The sequence below is a fragment of the Microbacterium sp. STRO-1N genome (genome assembly GCF_057748015.1).
On record NZ_CM173234.1, the window covers coordinates 2,597,386 to 2,616,659 of the forward strand.

Annotated in this window: 17 protein-coding genes; 3 read left to right on the plus strand and 14 right to left on the minus strand. The window is 68.0% G+C overall.

Going from position 1 to position 19,274, the window contains the following annotated elements:
- Positions 1-40: 40 nt before the first annotated feature.
- Entirely contained in the window at positions 41-1,252 is a 1,212-nt protein-coding gene (locus AC3ANJ_RS12560; RefSeq protein WP_488316590.1) for a hypothetical protein, read from the minus strand.
- Complete coding sequence (gene dapE, locus AC3ANJ_RS12565; RefSeq protein WP_488316591.1) at positions 1,234-2,307, minus strand: succinyl-diaminopimelate desuccinylase; 1,074 nt, start codon at positions 2,305-2,307, stop codon at positions 1,234-1,236. Before dapE ends, AC3ANJ_RS12560 begins: the two co-directional genes overlap by 19 nt.
- A 72-nt stretch (positions 2,308-2,379) precedes the next feature.
- Between dapE and dapD the strand changes: the two genes are divergently transcribed.
- Complete coding sequence (gene dapD / locus AC3ANJ_RS12570; protein ID WP_488316592.1) at positions 2,380-3,333, plus strand: 2,3,4,5-tetrahydropyridine-2,6-dicarboxylate N-succinyltransferase; 954 nt, start codon at positions 2,380-2,382, stop codon at positions 3,331-3,333.
- 221 nt (positions 3,334-3,554) lie between these two features.
- Positions 3,555-5,033 (plus strand): DEAD/DEAH box helicase, encoded by a 1,479-nt coding sequence (locus AC3ANJ_RS12575; RefSeq protein ID WP_488316593.1) that lies wholly within the window; start codon positions 3,555-3,557, stop codon positions 5,031-5,033.
- Positions 5,034-5,095: 62 nt separating this feature from the next.
- Here the strand turns inward: AC3ANJ_RS12575 and AC3ANJ_RS12580 are convergent, their stop codons facing one another.
- The 8 genes from AC3ANJ_RS12580 to typA all read right to left on the minus strand — a co-directional run bounded on the left by AC3ANJ_RS12580 (position 5,096) and on the right by typA (position 12,866).
- Positions 5,096-6,391: a citrate synthase gene (locus AC3ANJ_RS12580; protein ID WP_488316594.1), complete on the minus strand. Its 1,296-nt coding sequence runs from the start codon at positions 6,389-6,391 to the stop codon at positions 5,096-5,098.
- A 161-nt stretch (positions 6,392-6,552) separates the two neighbouring features.
- On the minus strand, positions 6,553-7,665 hold the full coding sequence (dapC, locus tag AC3ANJ_RS12585; protein WP_488316595.1) for a succinyldiaminopimelate transaminase: 1,113 nt from the start codon (positions 7,663-7,665) through the stop codon (positions 6,553-6,555).
- Positions 7,666-7,667: 2 nt separating this feature from the next.
- Positions 7,668-7,988 carry a ferredoxin gene (gene fdxA / locus AC3ANJ_RS12590; protein WP_376179684.1) on the minus strand — a complete coding sequence of 107 codons (321 nt, stop codon included), beginning with the start codon at positions 7,986-7,988 and terminating at the stop codon, positions 7,668-7,670.
- A 9-nt stretch (positions 7,989-7,997) separates the two neighbouring features.
- Positions 7,998-8,462 (minus strand): histidinol dehydrogenase, encoded by a 465-nt coding sequence (locus AC3ANJ_RS12595; RefSeq protein WP_488316596.1) that lies wholly within the window; start codon positions 8,460-8,462, stop codon positions 7,998-8,000.
- Between the two features lie 40 nt (positions 8,463-8,502).
- The gene (locus AC3ANJ_RS12600; protein WP_488316597.1) at positions 8,503-8,817 is read right to left on the minus strand and encodes an AzlD domain-containing protein; all 315 of its coding nucleotides are present in this window, start codon (positions 8,815-8,817) and stop codon (positions 8,503-8,505) included.
- Positions 8,814-9,527, minus strand: coding sequence for an AzlC family ABC transporter permease (locus AC3ANJ_RS12605; RefSeq protein WP_488316598.1), 714 nt, complete (start codon positions 9,525-9,527; stop codon positions 8,814-8,816). Before AC3ANJ_RS12605 ends, AC3ANJ_RS12600 begins: the two co-directional genes overlap by 4 nt.
- A 45-nt stretch (positions 9,528-9,572) precedes the next feature.
- Positions 9,573-10,727, minus strand: a complete 1,155-nt coding sequence (locus tag AC3ANJ_RS12610) for an aggregation-promoting factor C-terminal-like domain-containing protein (RefSeq protein WP_488316599.1) — start codon at positions 10,725-10,727, stop codon at positions 9,573-9,575.
- A 228-nt stretch (positions 10,728-10,955) separates the two neighbouring features.
- Positions 10,956-12,866 carry a translational GTPase TypA gene (gene typA / locus AC3ANJ_RS12615; RefSeq protein WP_406249528.1) on the minus strand — a complete coding sequence of 637 codons (1,911 nt, stop codon included), beginning with the start codon at positions 12,864-12,866 and terminating at the stop codon, positions 10,956-10,958.
- Between the two features lie 98 nt (positions 12,867-12,964).
- On the opposite strand from typA, the gene AC3ANJ_RS12620 reads away from it, so the two are divergent.
- Positions 12,965-13,738 (plus strand): CPBP family intramembrane glutamic endopeptidase, encoded by a 774-nt coding sequence (locus AC3ANJ_RS12620; RefSeq protein ID WP_488316600.1) that lies wholly within the window; start codon positions 12,965-12,967, stop codon positions 13,736-13,738.
- On the opposite strand, the gene AC3ANJ_RS12625 is transcribed toward AC3ANJ_RS12620, so the two are convergent.
- The 4 genes from AC3ANJ_RS12625 to AC3ANJ_RS12640 form a co-directional block, all read right to left on the minus strand.
- Positions 13,739-15,451: an ABC transporter ATP-binding protein gene (locus AC3ANJ_RS12625; RefSeq protein ID WP_488316601.1), complete on the minus strand. Its 1,713-nt coding sequence runs from the start codon at positions 15,449-15,451 to the stop codon at positions 13,739-13,741.
- A complete protein-coding gene (locus AC3ANJ_RS12630; protein WP_406249525.1) occupies positions 15,448-16,401 on the minus strand; it encodes an ABC transporter permease in 954 nt (317 codons plus the stop codon). Before AC3ANJ_RS12630 ends, AC3ANJ_RS12625 begins: the two co-directional genes overlap by 4 nt.
- Positions 16,391-17,320, minus strand: a complete 930-nt coding sequence (locus AC3ANJ_RS12635) for an ABC transporter permease (RefSeq protein ID WP_406249524.1) — start codon at positions 17,318-17,320, stop codon at positions 16,391-16,393. The genes AC3ANJ_RS12630 and AC3ANJ_RS12635 overlap by 11 nt, the downstream gene beginning before the upstream one ends.
- Positions 17,321-17,400: 80 nt before the next feature.
- Positions 17,401-19,029 (minus strand): peptide ABC transporter substrate-binding protein, encoded by a 1,629-nt coding sequence (locus AC3ANJ_RS12640; RefSeq protein WP_488316602.1) that lies wholly within the window; start codon positions 19,027-19,029, stop codon positions 17,401-17,403.
- Positions 19,030-19,274: the final 245 nt, after the last annotated feature.

Consider the following 19,274-nt stretch of genomic DNA (forward strand, 5'->3'; position numbering starts at 1 on the left):
ACCCTGTGTCCGCGCTGGGAAGAATCCGTCATGAACAACGTCACGGGACCTGCCAGAACGTGTTCCCGAGGGCGTAGACGTGATAGATCCACACCCACTGGCCGGTGAGGCAGAGCAGCAGAACCGCGAACCGGTAGCCACGGCTGCGCGGCACGACTGCGCCCCACAGCGGGCTGAGCGGCATGAGCAGACGGAACGTGGAGGACTGCGGGAAGAACACTGCCAGCAGATACAGCAGGTAGCTCGCACTCCACAGGCGGACATCGACGCCCAGGCGGCGGACCGACGGCGCGAACAGCAGTGCGGCCGCGAACCCCGCCACCAGCACGGCCAACGCGATGAATCCCCACCATCCGGGCATCCCCCACTGCGCGAACCAGAACTCCGCGGCCTCGATCCACCCCTGGAACGGCACGAACCCGGCATCCCCCATTCCCCACGCGCGTCGCCACGCCAGCTCGGTGGCGAGGTAGGAACCGGCGTCGCCGGTGACGACACCGGCGATCGCCTGCCAGGCGAACCCCGTGACGGTCGCCAGAGCGCCCAGGGCGATGATGTGCACGATCTCGCGTCCGGCCAGCGGCTCGCGTGCGCGCCCCACCCAGCGGGCGATGCCGTGCACTCCGAGGAACAGCGCGAACGCGAGGATCCCCGGCCGGGTGAAGGCCATCAGCGGGATGAGGAGGTACAGGATGCCGTAGCGCCTCCGTTGCACGGCATCCAGCGCGAACAGCAGCAACATGACGAACAGCGCCTCGGCATAGCCGACCTGGAACAGTGCGCCCAGTGGCCCTGACGCGAAGAACGCCACGGCCCACAGCGCGGCAGCGGACCCGAGCCGGTCGTGCAGCAGGCGATACAGCGCGACGCAGGCGAAGAAGCCCGACACGAGCGAGATCACGAGGGCTCCGGCACCCCAGGCCCCCAGAGGGAAGCCGATGACCTTCGCGGCGTATGCGTAGATCGGCATGAACGCCCAGGCGTTCTCCGCCACGTCGCCGGCCTCGGTCAGCGGAAGCTCGGAGGGGTACCCGTCGACGGCAACCAACCAGTACCACTGCGCGTCCCAGCCGAGGACGAAATCGGCGATGCCGGCATCTGCACCGTAGCGGGACGCGGGCCCGGAGAGTGCGGCTGCCAGCGCGAGGAGCCCTGTCGTCACCAGGCGCGCAACCACGTAGATCGCCGCGACGCGTGCGACGATCGGGGTCTGCGCCCAGCGCCTGGCGCTGCTCAGGACCCGGTCAGCCACGCGCGGAGGCCGCGTTCGACGGCGTCGATCTGGGCGGTGGGCACGCGCTCCTGGTCGTGATGCGCGAGATGCGGGTCGCCTGGGCCGTAGTTCACGGCGGGGATCCCGAGTGCGGAGAAGCGGGCGACGTCCGTCCAGCCGTACTTCGGTCGCGGTTCGGCACCCACCGCGGCGACGAACTCCTGCGCGATCGGAGCGTCCAGCCCTGGGCGAGCACCTTCGGCCGCGTCGGTGATCTCGACCTCGAATCCGGCGAGCACTTTGCGCACGTGCGCGGCGGCCTGCTCGGCGGTCTTGCTCGGCGCGAAGCGGTAGTTGACCTCGACCTCGCACAGGTCGGGGATCACGTTGCCCGCGACGCCGCCGGTGATGCGGACGGCGCTGAGGCTCTCGCGGTACACGAGGCCCTCGACGGGAACCTCCTTGGCGCGGTACTCGGCCAGCCGCGCGAGGATCGGCGCCGCACCGTGGATGGCGTTCTCGCCCACCCACGCGCGGGCGCTGTGTGCGCGCATCCCATGGGTGCGGACGACCGCGCGCAGCGTGCCGTTGCAGCCGCCCTCGACCTGGCCGTTGGACGGCTCGCCGAGGATCGCGAAGTCCGCCTGGAACAGGTCGGGGCGATCTGCCGAGAGCAGGTTGAGTCCGTTGAGCGCCGCCGCGACCTCCTCGTTGTCGTACCACATCCAGGTGATGTCGACGACGGGCGCGGTCAGTTCGGCGGCGAGCTTCAGCTGCACGCCGACGCCGCCCTTCATGTCGACGGTCCCGCGGCCCCACAGGTGCGGTTCGCCGTCGATCTCGACATCCTTCGTCGGCACGTTCTCGTTGATCGGCACAGTGTCGATATGACCGGCGATCACCACGCGCTGCGCACGGCCCAGTTCCGTGCGCGCCACGATGGTGTTGCCGAACCGGATCACCTCGAGATGCGCGAGCGGTCGGACGGCGGCCTCGATCGCGTCGGCCAGGACCGCCTCATCCCCCGAGACACTGGGAATGTCGCAGATCGTCCTGGTGATATCGAGCGAGGACGCGGTGAGATCGAGTGCCATGCCATCAGCCTACGGCGCGGGCGATCGACGCGTATCGGTGGGGCGTCTCGCCGCACACGGTAGCGTTGTCGTATGAGCAATGCGCGCACGGTATGGGGTGTCGGACTGTCCACGATCGCACACGACGGCACGGTCCTGGATGCCTGGTATCCCGAGGTCGGCTTCGGTGCGCTGGACGCTGCGGATGCCGTCGCAGCCATCGCCACCTGGGATGCTCTGGCCGAGCCAGATGAGCGGCGCAACGTCCGCACCGAACTGGTCCAGCTGCAGATCGACCTCGACGAGGCACCGGCATCGACGGCGGACGCCTACCTCCGACTGCACGCGCTGTCGCGCCTGCTCGTCCAGCCGAACGACCTGAACCTGGACGGCGTCTTCGGTCATCTGCCGAACAACGCATGGACCACGGCCGGCCCGATGCTTCCGGCCGACGCTGAGCGCCTCCGGCCGCTGCTGCAGCGCAACGGGATCCAGGTGCAGGGGCTCGACAAGTTCCCGCGGCTCACCGACTATGTGCTCCCCGACGGCGTCCGGATCGCCGACGCGTCCCGCGTGCGCCTCGGCGCCCACCTCTCCCCCGGCACCACGGTCATGCACGAGGGCTTCGTGAACTTCAATGCCGGCACGCTCGGCGCCGTCATGGTCGAGGGTCGCATCTCGCAGGGCGTCGTCGTCGGCGCGAACAGCGACATCGGCGCCGGCGCATCGATCATGGGCACGCTGTCGGGTGGCGGCACGGTCCGCGTCTCGATCGGCGAGCGATCGCTGCTGGGCGCGAACGCCGGGATCGGCATCGCCCTCGGCGATGACTGCGTCGTCGAGGCCGGGCTCTACGTGACCGCCGGATCCAAGGTCGTGCTCGCCGACGGCCCGAACACCGCAGATGGCGGCAGGAAGACCGTCAAGGCCGCCGAGCTGAGCGGCCGCGACGGCATCCTGTTCTGGCGGAACTCGGTCACCGGCGCCATTGAGGCCAAGCAGCGCGCCGGCGTCGGCGTGACCCTGAACGAGGCTCTGCACGCCTGATCCGGCGCGCATGCACCGGACGGCATGCGGCTCCTGCTAGGCTTGTGAGGTTGCCTACGGGTGACTGCGTCGTCGTCACGGGTCTCTGAGGACCGAAGCGAACTGATCCGCTCCAGCTTCCGGCTGGCGTTTCGAACGGCGAACAAGTGCGCGTATCTCGCGCCCTTCGCCCACCTCACACCCACTATGCGCGCAGACTCGCGCGCCGATGGAGCACCACTATGCCTACCTTCCTCGAACTCGGCGTGCCCGCGCCTCTCGCAGCCGTTCTGGCCGCTGACGGCAAGACCGAGGCGTTCGCGATTCAGCGCGACACGCTTCCCGATTCCCTCGCAGGCCGCGACCTGCTCGGCCGCGGCCGCACCGGCAGCGGCAAGACGATCGCCTTCGCGCTCCCCCTGGTCGCCCGTCTGTCGGCCTCAGGCGCGCGCACCCGCGCCGGCCACCCGCGCGGTCTGGTGCTCGCACCGACCCGCGAGCTCGCGACCCAGATCGCCGCGACCGTCGCGCCGCTGGCGAAGGCCGCCGGCCTCACCGTCGCCACGATCTTCGGCGGCGTCAGCCAGCGCCCGCAGGAGCAGGCTCTGCGCAGCGGCGTCGACATCATCGTGGCGTGCCCCGGCCGCCTCGAAGATCTCATGAAGCAGAAGATCGCGTTCATGGATGCCGTGGAGATCGCCGTCCTCGACGAGGCCGACCACATGGCGGACTTGGGCTTCCTGCCCGGCGTCACCCGCATCCTCACCGCGACTCCTGCCGGCGGACAGCGACTGCTGTTCAGCGCGACGCTGGACCGCGGCATCGACTCCCTCGCACGCCGCTTCCTCGTGAAGCCCGTCAGCCACGAGGTCGACGAGTCCAGCGTCCCGGTGGGCGAGATGACCCACCGCGTGCTGCTCGCCGATGCAGAGCGCAAGAAGACGCTCGTCAACGAACTGGCGTCGGGCCTCGGTCGCCGGATCCTGTTCACGCGCACCAAGCACCAGGCGAAGAAGCTCGCCAAGGCGCTCACCGCAGCAGGCATCCCCGCGGTCGACCTGCACGGAAACCTCTCGCAGAACGCCCGCGAGCGCAACCTCGCCGCGTTCTCGTCCGACCCGACCGACGGCGGCGTGCGCGTCCTCGTCGCGACCGATGTCGCCGCCCGCGGCGTCCACGTCGACAACGTGGACCTCGTCGTGCACGTCGACCCGCCCGTCGAGCACAAGGCGTACCTGCACCGCTCGGGTCGCACCGCTCGTGCGGGCGCTGCCGGAACCGTCGTCACGGTCGTCCTCCCTGAACAGCGCCGCGACGTCAAGGATCTGCTGCGCAAGGCGCAGATCGACGCCGCGTTGGAGCCGGTCACGAGCGACATCGTCGACGACCTCGTCGGCGATCGCGCCGCCTACGTCAAGCCCGTCCCCGTGCAGCAGCAGACGCAGGGCGGCGGTCAGCGCAAGCCGCAGGGCGGCGGGTCGCGCGGCGGTCAGTCCCAGGGCGGCCAGCGCGGTGGTCAGAAGCAGTCCGGTGCGCGCTCCGGCGGTCGTGGCCAGGGCGCCCGCACCGCGGCATCCGGCTCCGCGCGCAGCGACGTCCCCCGCGGCGGCTCGGTCTCCAGGTACTCCAGCGACAGCGGCTCGCACGCCCCGGCATCCGGCCAGCCGCGCAGCAACCAGCGTCGTCGCTCGCAGCGTCCGTCCGGCGCTCCTCGGGCCTGACGGTCTGACGCGAAAAGCCGCTTCCCTTCTGGGAAGCGGCTTTTTCGCTGTGGACCGTCGGGTCAGCGCGCGGGGAACGGGCGCTCGGGAGAACCCGTGTACAGCTGCTGTGGGCGGCCGATCTTCGTCTGCGGGTCGAGGTTCAGCTCGCGCCACTGCGCCAGCCAGCCCGGAAGACGGCCGATCGCGAACAGCACGGTGAACATACGCGTGGGGAATCCCATCGCCTTGTAGATCACACCGGTGTAGAAGTCGACATTCGGGTAGAGGCGACGCTCGACGAAGTAGTCGTCCGCGAGGGCGATCTCCTCGAGCTCCTTGGCGAGATCCAGGAGCGGATCGCTGACGCCCAGCGAGGCGAGCACCTCGTCGGCTGCGGCCTTGACCAGTTTCGCGCGCGGGTCGTAGTTCTTGTAGACGCGGTGCCCGAAGCCCATGAGCTTCACGCCGTCTTCCTTGTTCTTGACCCGCTCGACGAAGCGCTGAACGCTCTGGCCCGAATCGCGGATCTGACCGAGCATGGTCAGCACCGCCTCATTGGCACCGCCGTGCAGGGGCCCGGAGAGCGCCTGGATACCGGCCGAGATCGACGCGAACTGGTTGGCGCCGGTGGAACCCACCAGGCGGACCGTCGAGGTGGACGCGTTCTGTTCGTGATCCTCGTGCAGGATCAGCAGAAGTTCCAGAGCCTTCGACATGACCGGGTTGACCTCGTACGGTTCGCTGTGCACGCCGAAGTTCAGCTTGAGGAAATTGTCGACGAAGCTCAGCGAGTTGTCCGGGTAGAGGAAGGCCTGTCCGACGCTCTTCTTGTGCGCGTAAGCCGCGATGACCGGCAGCTTCGCGAGCATGCGGACCATGTTGAGCTCTACATGCTCCGGATTGTTCGGATCGGTCTGCCCCTCGTAGTAGGTCGAGAGGGCGGCCACGGCCGACGACAGCACCGACATCGGGTGGGCCGTGTGGGGCAGCGCCGAGAAGAAGTGCTTGAGGTCCTCGTGCAGCAGCGTGTGACGGCGGATGCGCTCGTCGAAATCGGCGAGTTCGGACGGCGACGGCAGTTCTCCGTAGATGAGCAGCCAGGCCACCTCGAGGTAGCTGCAGTTCTTCGCGATCTCCTCGATCGCGTAACCGCGGTAGCGCAGGATCCCCTGGTCTCCGTCGATGAACGTGATCGCCGACTTGGTCGACGCGGTGTTCACGAATCCGTAGTCGAGTCCCGTGTAGCCGGTCTGGCGGGTCAGCGTCGAGAAGTCGATGCTGTCGTTGCCGCTCGTGCCGCGCACCACCGGGAACTCTGCCGTGGTTCCGTCGATCGAAAGCGTCGCCTTCACCTGCTGGTCTCCCGTCGCGCTCACGCGGGCCTCCTCTTACGTCTGTATCGACCGTGTTTGGTCTTGCTCGTCGATTCACGGCGTCGTGCGCCGGGCAGATCTCGACCGAATCGCCTCTACAGCCTAGTGCGCACTCCGGCCTACTGTGACATCCGCCAAGAGATGCCAGCACCGGATGCCGAAATCTACAGTTCTGCCGCGTGCAGCCGTCGTGCCGCCTCCGCCACCCGCTCGCTGGGCGCCGTGAGCGCCAGCCGGATGTGCCGAGTCGCACTGTCGCCGTAGAACGGACCGGGGCCGGCGAGGATGCCGAGGTCGGCCAGCCGCCCCATCGACTCCCAGGCGTCCCGTCCCTCGGTCGCCCACAGGTACAGCCCGGCCTCGGATCCGTCGATCCGGAACCCCGCGGCGCTGACGGCCGGCAGGAGCAGATCACGACGCTCGCGGTACAGGCTCTTCTGAGCCGCGACGTGCGCGTCGTCGGCCAGAGCGATCGCCATGGCGTGCTGCACCGGCTCCGGCGGCATGAGGCCCAGATGCTTGCGCGCGGTGAGCAGATCGCCGATCACGCGTGAGCAGCCCGCGACGAAGGCCGCTCGGTAGCCGGCGAGATTGGACTGCTTGCTCAGCGAGTACACGCTCAGCAGGTTCGCCCTGCTGCCGCCGGTCACCCGGGGGTCGAGGACGGACGGAATCGGCTCGGTCGCCCACTGGCCGTCCCAGCCGAGCTCCGCATAGCACTCGTCGCTCGCCAGGATCGCGCCGATCTCCCGTGCGCGGCGTACGGCCACGGCCAGTTGCTCGATGGTCCAGGTGCGACCGTCGGGGTTGCCCGGCGTATTGATCCAGATGAGCTTGGCGCCATCCGGCCAGTCGGCCGGGTCATCGGCGCGCATCGGAGTCGCTCCTGCGACGCGCGCGCCGACCTCGTACGTCGGGTAGGCGACGGTCGGGTGGACCACGATGTCGCCCTCGCCGAGCCCCAGCAGCGTCGGCAGCAGCGCGACGAGCTCCTTGGATCCGATCGTCGGCAGCACGTTCGCAGTGGTCAGCTCCTGAACACCTCGCCGGCGGGCGTACCAGTCCACGATCGCCTCACGCAGAGCGGGTGTGCCCACCGTCTGCGGATACGCGTGCGCGTCGGTCGCCTCGGCGAGAGCCGCGCGCACGACGTCGGGTGTCGGGTCCACCGGCGAGCCGACCGAGAGATCGACCAGTCCACCCGGATGCCGTGCGGCGCGCTCGCGGAACGGAACGACCGCATCCCAGGGGTAATCGGCCAGGTCGCGGACCGACACCGTCACTCCCCCTGCGGGGGCAGCGCGGCGATGATGGGGTGGTCGAAGGTGTAGACGCCGACCTTGGCCGCACCTCCGGGGGAGCCGATCTCCTCGAAGAACTCGACGTTGGCCTTGTAGTAGTCGGCCCATTCCTCGGGGAGGTCGTCCTCGTAATAGATCGCCTCCACAGGGCACACGGGTTCGCAGGCACCGCAGTCGACGCACTCATCCGGGTGGATGTAGAGCGACCGTTCGCCCTCGTAGATGCAGTCCACGGGGCACTCGTCGATGCAGGCACGATCCTTCACATCGACACAGGGCAGAGCGATCACGTACGTCACTCCCCCAGTCTACGTCCCGTCGGCGGCACGCTCCTCCCGAGCACCCGGAACCGCGGTGACGATCGGCTGCGCCTCCGGTGCCGACGTCGTGGACGGTGCAGCCGCCGGCGCTGTCGTCTGCGGACGCGCGAACCTCGGCCAGGCGACGGCCAGCAGCACGAGCCCGGCGATGAGATAGATCCACACCCGACCCCAGATCGTGTCCGCGACGACGACCGATCCGCCGGGACCCACACCCGAGATGAGAGTCACCGTTCCCAGCATCCCGAGCCCGGCGGCGAGCGTCGAGCCGCGATCGTGCGTGAGCGCGCGGATCGCGACGAGCAGCGCCGCGCAGGCGATCACGGCGATGATCAATCCGACCGGCACAGGTCCCCACATGAGGCTGTGCGCGATCGTCCCCGCGATCCCGTATATGCCGCCGACGACGGCGGCAGCGGCCCAGGAGAGGATGCGGGAGAGCCAGGTGTTCACCCCGTGAGTCTATCGGCGGCCGCCCATGGCCCCCCTGGGTTCATACCGCTAGGCCGGCCCAGCGCAGCAGCGCCGCGACGGCGGCGGCGGCGAACACGACGACGAGGAAGGACTGCCGCAACCACAGCAGCACCGCCGCGACCAGCACGGCCGGCACGCGGGCGTCGACGACGATCGACTGCCCGTCGCCGAGCGTCTGCACGGCGACGAGCGCCGCCAGCAGCGCGACCGTCAGCAGGTCGGAGATCCGCGCCGGCCGGGGTGCCGCCAGCACGTGCGCCGGGATCAGATAGCCGAACGTCTTCAGTGCCACGCAGATGCATGCGGCGAGGAGCACCGCACTCCAGATGGTCATGAGTGCGCCTCCTGCTCGGCATCCCGCACATCTTCGCGGCCGAGCCAGTTGAACCAGCCGACGATGATCGCGACGACTGCGGCCAGCAGCACGGGTATGCCGGGCATGAGCCACGGCGTGACGGATGCCGCGACGACTGCGGCGGCCACTCCGACCGCCACCGCCTGCCGCTGCTTCAGTCTCGGCCACAGCAGTGCGAGGAAGGCGGCGGCCGCCGCGGCATCCAGTCCCCAGGTCTTCGGGTCGCCCAGCACATCGCCCAGAAGGGCGCCCACGAGGGTCATAATGTTCCAGCCGAGGAAGATCCCGATGCCGGTTACCCAGAATCCGACCCGGCTCAGCCGCGGGTCGGTCTGCGAGATCGCCACTGCGGTGGACTCGTCGATCGTGAACTGGGCGGCGGCGGTGCGTCGCCAGAATCCGCGTCCGATGATCGGAGACATGCGCATGCCGTAGGCGACGTTGCGCACGCCGAGCAGCGCGGCCGAGGCGACCGCCGAGGGAAGCGCCGCGACTCCGCCAGAGGCGAGCACGCCGATGAACGCGAACTGCGAACCGCCGGTGAACATCACGAGGCTCAGAACGCACGTCTGCCAGACGTCGAGTCCGGCGGCGACGGCGAGGGCACCGAACGAGATGCCGTAGGCACTGGTGGCGATGGCGACCCCGAGTCCCTCCCGCCAGACTTCGCGGGAGCTCTCGGTGGTCATCCCCTCATCCTAGGGGCGGACGAACCGCCCCCAGGATGCGGGCGATCAGTACCAGTTCGTGGCCTGCGAGTGCCCCCAGGCGGAGCACGGCGAGCCGTAGACGCTGTCGATGTAGCCCAGGCCCCACGCGATCTGCGTCGTCGCGTTGGTGCGCCAGTCGGCGCCTGCGCTGGCCATCTTGTCGCCGGGGAGCGACTGCGGGATGCCCGTCGCACCGGAGGGGTTGTAGGCCTTGTAGTTCCAGCCGGACTCCTTGGTCCACAGCGACTCGAGGCAGGAGAACTCGCCGTCGCCCCAGCCGTACTTGCTGGCCGCCATGGCGCGTGCGGTCGCCTTGGCGCCCTCGGGGGTATTGGCCGCAGCCGCGGCGGCCGCAGCGCGCTCTTCGGCCGCCTTCTTCTCGGCCGCGGCCTTCTGCGCGGCGGTGAGCGCTTCGCGCAACGTCGTCGTCGCCGCTGCCACAGCGGCGGCATCGGCAGTGATCTCCGCGGTGTCCAGCACCAGCTCGAGCGGAGCCTTCTCCTCGGCCTCGGCCTCCGCGGCCGCGGCCGCGAACTCGGCGGCCGTCGCCGGCGCGGCGGTGCCCGTCGCGGTGGCGCTCTCCGCCGGGGCGACGGTTTCCGCGGGGGCAGCGGCGTCCGCCGGGACCGGAGTCGCAGCGGCTGTCGCCGGCGCATCCACAGCGGGCTCGGCCGCTTCGACGTCTACGGCGACCGCGAGGTCTGCGATGCCGACCTCCAGCGCCGAGGTGTCGATCGCCGTGGTCGTCGTCGCCGCGTCGAGCGTGAGCCCGGACGCCGCCACCTCGGCGGTGAGCGCCGCGGCATCCGCGACCACCGTCTGCGCGGTCGCGACCGCGGTCTGCGCGTCCTGCGTGATATCGGCCAGCGGCACCGACATGGCGATCGCACCCGTGGTCGGGGCGTCGGCTTCCGCGTCAGTCACGGTGATCAGTGACGCCACGGCGTCGGAATGCGCGTCCACGGCGGCGGCAGCCGAGGAGGCGGTCCCGGCCGTGATCGCGACGCTCAGCACGGCGCCCAGCGCGATGCCGAGCACGAGCGGGTGGCGGGAGGTGACGTCTGCGTGGGCGTGAGCCATGGTGGCCGCGCGCGCGGACGCACGGGTGTTCGGGGAATGCAGCATGAAGGGTTCGACTTTCGGGTCGTCGTCGGCCCGGACCCCTGCAGGGCGGTTCATCGGGAGCCGTTTCCCGGGCACGAAGATCGAGTCTGATCGCTCGACCTGGGCGAAACCGATCGTGCGCCTGGATGCCCCGTGCATTTTCCCCGGGAATCAGGGCTCCTCGCTCCCGGGAAAGTATGTTATGAGTTCGTTATCTTCTGTCGTTCGCAGGCGCCGTCGCCCACGAGAACGCCCCCGGTGTCCGATTGCTCGGGCGCCGGGGGCGCATCAACGATTCAGACGTCAGGCGTTTGCGTCCTGGCGCTTCAGACGCGACGTCTCGCGACCGCGGATCGTCTGGTCGAGGATCACCTTGCGGATGCGGACGACCTCGGGGGTGACCTCGACGCATTCGTCGTCGCGGGCGAACTCGAGGCTCTCCTCCAGTGTCAGCTGGCGCGGCGGCGTCATCGACTCGAAGGTGTCGGAGCTCGCCGCACGCATGTTGGTGAGCTTCTTCTCCTTGGTGATGTTCACGTCCATGTCGTCGGCGCGCGAGTTCTCGCCGATGACCATGCCCTCGTAGACCTCCTGCGTGGGCTGCACGAAGAACGACATGCGCTCCTGGAGAGCGATCATGGCGAACGGCGTGACGACGCCCTGGCGGTCGGCCACGATCGAGCCGTTCTGACGCGTGGTGATCTGACCGGCCCAGGGCTCGTAGCCGTGCGAGATCGCGTTCGCGATGCCGGTGCCGCGGGTGGTGGTGAGGAACTCGCTGCGGAAGCCGATCAGACCGCGCGAGGGAACGATGAACTCCATGCGCACCCAGCCGGTGCCGTGGTTGGTCATGTTCTCCATGCGGCCCTTGCGGTTCGCGAGCAGCTGAGTGATCGCACCGAGGTGCTCTTCCGGAGTGTCGATCGTGAGGTGCTCGAAGGGCTCGAACGTCTTGCCGTCGACCTTCTTGGTGACCACCTGCGGCTTGCCGACGGTGAGCTCGAAGCCCTCGCGACGCATGTTCTCGACGAGGATCGCCAGCGCGAGCTCGCCTCGACCCTGGACCTCCCACGCATCCGGACGTCCGATGTCGACGACCTTGAGCGAGACGTTGCCGATGAGCTCCTTGTCGAGGCGGTCCTTGACCATGCGCGCGGTGAGCTTGTGTCCCTTGACCTTGCCCATCAGCGGCGACGTGTTCGTACCGATGGTCATCGAGATCGCCGGGTCGTCGACCGTGATGGCGGGCAGAGGACGCACGTCCTCCGGGTCGGCGATCGTCTCGCCGATCGTGATGTTCTCGAAGCCGGCGATAGCGACGATGTCGCCGGGCCCGGCCTCTTCGGCGGGGTAGCGCTCGAGCGCGCGGGTCTTCAGCAGCTCGGTGATGCGGGCGTTGCTGGTCGATCCGTCGGCGCGCACCCAGGCCACGGTCTGGCCCTTCTTCAGCGTGCCGTTGAAGACGCGCAGCAGCGCGAGACGGCCGAGGAACGGGCTGGAGTCGAGGTTGGTGACCCACGCCTGCAGCGGAGCCTCATCGTCGTACGACGGAGCCGGCACGTGCTGGAGGATCGCCTCGAACAGCGGCTCGAGGTCGTCGTTGTCGGGCAGCGAGCCGTCGGCGGGACGGTTGAGTGATGCCGCACCGGCGCGACCGGAGGCGTACACGACCGGCACGTCGAGCAGTGCGTCGACATCGAGGTCGGGGACGTCGTCGACGAGATCGGACGCGAGTCCGAGCAGCAGGTCGTGCGCCTCTTCCTCGACCTCGGCGATGCGCGCGTCGGGACGGTCGGTCTTGTTGACCAGGAGGATGACGGGCAGCTTCGCCTCGAGCGCCTTGCGCAGCACGAAGCGGGTCTGCGGCAGCGGACCCTCTGACGCGTCGACGAGCAGCACGACGCCGTCGACCATGGACAGACCGCGCTCGACCTCTCCACCGAAGTCGGCGTGGCCCGGGGTGTCGATCACATTGATCGTGACGGGAACCTCGGTGTGAACGCCGTTGTACGTGATCGCGGTGTTCTTCGCGAGGATCGTGATGCCCTTTTCGCGCTCGAGATCGTTCGAGTCCATCGCGCGTTCGTCGACGTGCGCGTGCTCGCCGAACGAGCCGGTCTGACGGAGCATGGCGTCGACCAGAGTGGTCTTGCCGTGGTCCACGTGCGCCACGATGGCGACGTTGCGGAGGTCGGAGCGGAGGGCGTGCGCCATGAAGGAGTCCTCAGGAGAATGTGGGATGCGCCGGGATGCCGACTCCTCAGGATATCGCACGCTCGCTGAAGCCTGTCTGAGCGGCATACGATCGTCGGGTGACGACTCCCCCGGCATCCCGCACGCGCCTGTGGTGGGAGATCGCGATCGTGCTGGCGCTGGGGCTCGGGCAGTCCGCGATCTACGCGATCGTGCAACTCGCGTACCGGCTGACGGACACCACGCCGCTGGCCGATCAGACCGCGACGCTGAACCCCTCGCGCAGCGACCGCGAGATCTTCGACTTCATCTATCAGGTGCTCTCGATCGGGTTCTCACTCGTACCCGTCGTGCTGGTCTGCTTCCTGCTCTGGCAGAACTCGCGCCCGCACCTGGCGCGGCTGGGCGTGGACGGCACGCACGTCGCGCGGGACACAAGCCGAGGCATCCTGCTGGTGCTCGCGATCGGCATCCCCGGCCTCGCCCTCTACCTCGCCGGCCGGATGCTGGGGTGGTTCGTCGCCGTGGACCCGGCAGGACTGGACGCGCACTGGTGGACGGTGCCGATCCTGCTGCTGTCCGCCGCGCGCGCCTCGATCCAGGAGGAGTTCGTCGTCCTCGGGTATCTCTTCGCCCGTCTCAAGGATCTCGGCTGGGGTCCGTGGCCGATCATCATCGCGACCAGTGTGCTCCGAGCCAGCTATCACCTCTACCAGGGGCCCGGTGCGTTCGTCGGCAATCTGGCGATGGGGCTGCTGTTCGGCTGGCTGTTCTCGCGGTCCGGACGGCTGCTGCCGTTCCTCGTGGCGCATTTCCTCATCGACGCGACCGTGTTCGTCGGCTATCCATGGGCTGCGGCCACCTGGCCGGCGGCGTTCGGGCTCCCCTCCTGATCAGCCCATGCCCTGTCCCAGCGTGATCGCGGCGCCGGGAATCGCGTCGAGCAGGCGCCGGGTGTACTCCTGCTGCGGGTTCGCGAAGATGTCGTCCACCGTGCCGTGTTCGACGATCTTTCCCTGCTCCATCACGCAGACGCGATCGGCGATCACCCGGACGACCGCGAGATCGTGCGTGATGAACAGGTACGTGAGGTCGAGATCCGTCTGCAGCTGAGCGAGCAGTTCGAGCACCTGCGCCTGCACGAGGACGTCGAGCGCCGAAACGGCCTCGTCGAGCACGACGATCTCGGGTTTGAGTGCCAGCGCTCGCGCGATCGCGACGCGTTGGCGCTGTCCGCCGGAGAGCTCGTTCGGATAGCGGTCGACGACGCTGGCTGGAAGCGCCACCTGGTCGAGCACCTCGAGGACGCGCGCCCGCCGCAACGCCGAGTCCCCGACGCCGTGCACACGCAGCGGCTCGGCGACCGTGTTGCCGATGTTGTGCAGCGGATCGAGCGACCCGTAGGGGTCCTGGAAGACGGGCTGCATCTGACGACGCAGCGCCTGCAGCTCGCCTCGGCTGAGCGCGTCGATGTCGCGACCGTTGACGCGGATCGTCCCCGAGGTCTTCGGTTCGAGTCGCAGCAGCAGCTTGGCAGCCGTGGACTTCCCCGAGCCCGACTCACCGACGATCGCCATCGTCGAGCCCTTGGGTACGGAGAGGGAGATCCCGTCGACGGCTGTGAAGGGCTGCGATCGGAAGCCGGTGCCCCTGATCCGGTAGACCTTGGTGACGTCGACGAATTCGATCGCAGTCGCGGCATCCTCCGTCTGCGCCGCGGACGGCGCCAGCGCCGCGAGATCGAGATCCGCTGGCAACGGCGCCGTAGCGCGGTTCGCCCCGGTCTGAATGCGCTTGGACGCCAGGCTCGGCGCCGCTGCCACCAGGCGCTGGGTATAGGGATGCTGAGGATTCTGCAGGATCTCCAGCGCGGGTCCTGACTCCACGATGCGCCCTCGATGCATCACGAGCAGATTCTCCGCGCGTTCGGCGGCGAGGCCGAGATCGTGCGTGATGAACAGCACCGCGGTGTTGCGCTCGGCGGTGAGCGTTGCGAGGTGGTCGAGGATCCGTTTCTGCACCGTGACGTCGAGCGCGCTCGTCGGCTCGTCGGCGATGAGCAGTTCGGGGTCGGAGGAGAGCCCGATCCCGATGAGCACACGCTGTCGCATGCCGCCGGAAAACTCGTGCGGGAACTGCCGCAACCGGCGCTCGGCGTCCGCGAGCCCGGCCTCGTTCAGGACGGCGATCGCCTTCTTGCGCGCCGCGCGACGACTCGTGGCCAGTCCGTTCGCGAAGATCGTCTCCTGCACCTGGAAGCCGATCCGATGCACCGGGTTGAGGCTGTTCATCGGATCCTGCGGGACGAGTCCGATCCGCTTGCCGCGGATCTCCTCCATTCCCGACCGACCAAGCTTCGTGAGCTCCTGGCCCTGCAACCGGACCGAACCGCCCGTGATGCGTCCCGACCCTGGCAGCAGATTGATGAGCGCGTGCGCGGTCGTCGATTTGCCTGACCCCGACTCGCCGACGATCGCCATCGTCTCGCCAGGATGGATGTCGAAGCTGACGCCTCGGACAGCAGGGACGTACCCGTCCTGCGTCTTGAACGCGACCTCGAGGTTCTCGACCGACAGCAGCGGTCCTTCCAGCTCGTTGCGGCTCATCGCAGCGCCCTCGCCTTCGGGTCGAGCGCGTCGCGGACCGTCTCACCGAGCATGATGAACGACAGCACCGTGAGCGACAGCGCGATGGATGGATAGATCAGCGGGAGCGGATCGGTGCGCAGGCGGATCTGCGCCTTCGAGATGTCGGTTCCCCAGGAGACGATGTTTCCGGGCAGTCCGACGCCGAGGAACGACAGCGTCGCCTCGGCGGTGATGGCGGCCGCGAGACCGACCGTGCTGACGACGATCACCGGGGCGATCGAGTTCGGCAGCACGTGCGTGAACATCGTGCGCACCCGGGACACCCCGAGCGCCTCGGAGGCCAGCACGAAATCGTTCGAACGCACCCTGAGGATCTCCGATCTGAGGATGCGGGCGGTCGCCGGCCAGGCGAAGAACCCGATCGCGAGCGAGATCACCAGGATGTTGCGGTTGTCCAGGAACATCGACATGATCACGACCGCGGCGAGGATGTACGGGATCGCGAAGAACATGTCGCTGATGCGCATGAGGAGCGAATCGACCCAGCCGCCGAAGAACCCGGCGAAGGCGCCGATGACGATCCCGAGCACGGCGATGATGATGGTCACGATGACACCGACGCTGAGCGACGTGGACGCACCATGGATCACGCGTGAATAGACGTCGCACCCCTGGAAGTCGAACCCCATCGGGTGACCGGCTGCCGGCGGGTCGTTCGAGTCGTCCAGGTTGCACGTGGTCGGCGAGATCTGGACGAACAGCCCGGGGAAGATCGCGATGATCGTCAGCAGCACGACGATGAAGCCCGCGAGCCAGAACATCCAGCGCCCCCGGAGATCGCGCCACGCATCGAGCCAGAGGTTGCTCTTGCGTTCGCTGACGCGCACCGCGTCGACGGCGCCGATCCCCTCCTCGTCGACGTCCGCGACGAAGTGCGGCATGCGGTGGGTCGGAGTGTTATCTGGCATAGCGGATCCTCGGGTCGAGCACGCCGTAGAGCAGGTCGATCAGCAGATTGACGACCACATAGATCACCACGAGGATCGTGACGATCGAGACGATCTCCGGGCCGTCGTGGCGGTTGATGGCCTCGAACAGTTCATTGCCGACGCCCGGGACGTTGAAGATGCCCTCGGTGACCGTCGCACCGACGATCAGGATGCCGAAGTCGGCGGCGAGGTTGGTCGTGACGGGAATGAGCGAGTTGCGCAGCACGTGCACCGGGATGACCCGGCTGCCGGACAGCCCCTTCCCATAGGCCATCCGGACGAAGTCCTGCTGGCGCGTCTCGATGACGGACGCCCTGGTCAGGCGGATGACGTAGGCGAAGTTCAGTGCGGCGAGCACGATCGCCGGCAGTATCAGGTCGCTCCATGGCGCACCTGGACCGACGGTCGGACGGAACCAACCGAGTTGGATGCCGAGGAAGTACTGCGCGACGAAGGCGAGCACGAACACGGGGACCGAGATGAGCACGAGGCTGACCAGCATCGAGACGTGGTCGACGATGCCGTTCTTGCGCAGTCCCGCGATCAGACCGATCGTCACCCCGAACACGAGCTGGATGAGCACTGCGAGCAGGGCCAGGCGCAGCGTCACGGGGAACGTCCTCGCGAGGATGTCGTTCACGCTCTGGCCACGGAACGTCGTTCCGAGGTCGCCCTGGAACAGGTCGCCGAGGTAGATGAGGTACCGCTGGAAGAACGGCTGATCGAGGTGGAAGCGCTCCTGCAGCGCAGCGTACTGCGCCGGAGTCGGCGTCTTGTCGCCGAACAGAGCGAGAATCGGGTCGCCTGGGAGCAGGAAGACCATCGAATAGATGAGGAACGTGGCCCCGAGGAACACGGGGATCGCCTGAAGCAGGCGACGAATGATGTAGGCAGTCATGTCGGGCACGCGAGTCCCCGGGTGCTGGGTGACGGACGACCGTCACCCAGCACCGCGAACTCAGGCGGAAACCAGTGTCGCTACTCCTTGGTGATCGCGAAGATGATCGGCCAGCTGTCCCAGCCGTACTCGACGTTCTCGACCACCGTGGAGTAACCCGCGTTGGTCGACCGGTACCAGAGCGGCAGCACGGGCAGGTCTTGGAACAGGACCTCCTGCGCCTGCTCGAACAGCGCGTTGCCCTCTTCGACGGACGGTGCCGTGGCACCCTGCTGGACGAGCGAGTCGTACTCCTCGTTGGAGTAGTCACCGTCGTTCGAGCCGGCTCCCGTGATGAAGAGCGCTCCGAGGATGTTGTACGCGCCCGGGTAGTCGAACTGCCAGCCCGATCGGGTCGCCGCGTTGATCGTGCGGTTCGAAATCTCCTCGCGCAGCGTCGCGAGATCGGGGAAGGACTGACCGATCGCGTCGATGCCGAGCGTGTTCTTCAGCTGGTTCGCCACCGCGTCGACCCAGGGCTGGTGTCCGCCGTCGGCGTTGTAGGCGATGGTGAACGTCCCGCTCCACGGCGAGATCGCGTCGGCCTGCGCCCACAGATCTTTCGCCTTGTCGGCGTCGGCGTGCGTGACCTCGGATCCGGGGATCGAATCCGACCATCCCTCGATCACCGGCGACGTGTAGTCGACAGCCGGCGTCCTGGTGCCCTCGAAGATGACGTCGGTGATCTGCTCACGGTCGATCGCGTAGGAGATCGCCTGTCGGCGCAGCAGCCCCTCTTCGTCGTTTCCGAAGTGCTCGAGTCGGGCCGGGATCGTCAGACCCTCCCAGATCGCGGCGCCCTGGTCGACAGCACGGTCGCCGAGGTCGTCCTTGTAGGTGGCGAGCGCGGACGGCGGCACGTTGGGGTTGATGACGTCGAGGTTGTCACCGAGCAGATCGGAGTATGCCGCTTCCTGCGTGGCGTACACGACGAGGTCGACGCCACCGTTCTGCGGCTGGCGCGGGCCGTCGTACGTGTCGTTCGGCACGAGCGAGATCACCTGGTCGTGCTCCCAGTTCTCGAGCTTGTACGGTCCGTTGCCGATCGGGTCCTGGCCGAAGGCCTCCGGGTCCTCGAAGAACGACTCCGGCAGCGGCGAGAACACCTGATAGCCGAGCGAGATCGGGAAGTCCGACTGCGGGGCGGCGAGCTCGACGGTGAACGAGGTGTCGTCGACGACCTCGAGCGCGAGAGTGCCTTCCTCGCCCGCCGCTTCAGGGTTGTAACCGGCGAAGTTGGCGAACCACCACTGGTTCTCGAACTCCGCGTCGGATGCCGCGTACTGCCACGCGTCGACGAACGACGCCGACGTCACGGGCGTCCCGTCGCTGAAGGTCTGGTCCTGCTTGATCGTGATGGTCCAGGTCTGGTTGTCCTCGGATTCGATGGACTCGGCGATGTCCATGGCCATGGCGCCGTCGGCTTCGTAGTAGACGAGACCCGCGAAGATGTTCTGCAGCACCAGGCCGCCGCCGACCTCGTTCGTGACAGCAGGGATCAACGGGTTCTGCGGCTCGTTGTTCTGGACTGTGACGATGCCGGTCGAAGTACCGGAGCCCTCTTCTTCGCCGGTTCCTTCGCCGCCGTCTCCCGACGAGCATCCGGCCAGTGCGATGACGCCTGCTGTGAGCAGCGCCGCGCCCGCGAGGGCGCTTCTGTTTCGCTTCACTTCGTATCCTCCTGGGTACTCGGGTAGCGCCGCACTCCTCATCGAGTACGTCGTGATAACCAGAGCGTATGCCCGCAGGAGTCCCTGCGGCAGTCCCCGTTAATCAACCGTTACTGAACGGGCGGTCAGAAATAATCTGACCGTTACAGAGCTGTAACAGCGGCGGTCTCCCGTTGTAATCGGACACTGTCCATTATTGATGCACAACACGATCAACACCGGCGGTCGCACACCGACGACCGACG

Excerpts from the sequence above, each read along its gene's own strand:
- AC3ANJ_RS12610 (WP_488316599.1), bottom strand. The coding sequence starts at position 10,727 with ATGAACCGCCCTGCAGGGGTCCGGGCCGACGACGACCCGAAAGTCGAA.
- dapD (WP_488316592.1), top strand. The coding sequence starts at position 2,380 with ATGAGCAATGCGCGCACGGTATGGGGTGTCGGACTGTCCACGATCGCA.
- typA (WP_406249528.1), bottom strand. The coding sequence starts at position 12,866 with ATGGCGCACGCCCTCCGCTCCGACCTCCGCAACGTCGCCATCGTGGCG.
- AC3ANJ_RS12600 (WP_488316597.1), bottom strand. The coding sequence starts at position 8,817 with ATGACCATCTGGAGTGCGGTGCTCCTCGCCGCATGCATCTGCGTGGCA.
- AC3ANJ_RS12630 (WP_406249525.1), bottom strand. The coding sequence starts at position 16,401 with ATGCCAGATAACACTCCGACCCACCGCATGCCGCACTTCGTCGCGGAC.
- AC3ANJ_RS12575 (WP_488316593.1), top strand. The coding sequence starts at position 3,555 with ATGCCTACCTTCCTCGAACTCGGCGTGCCCGCGCCTCTCGCAGCCGTT.
- AC3ANJ_RS12605 (WP_488316598.1), bottom strand. The coding sequence starts at position 9,527 with ATGACCACCGAGAGCTCCCGCGAAGTCTGGCGGGAGGGACTCGGGGTC.
- AC3ANJ_RS12625 (WP_488316601.1), bottom strand. The coding sequence starts at position 15,451 with ATGAGCCGCAACGAGCTGGAAGGACCGCTGCTGTCGGTCGAGAACCTC.
- AC3ANJ_RS12635 (WP_406249524.1), bottom strand. The coding sequence starts at position 17,320 with ATGACTGCCTACATCATTCGTCGCCTGCTTCAGGCGATCCCCGTGTTC.
- dapE (WP_488316591.1), bottom strand. The coding sequence starts at position 2,307 with ATGGCACTCGATCTCACCGCGTCCTCGCTCGATATCACCAGGACGATC.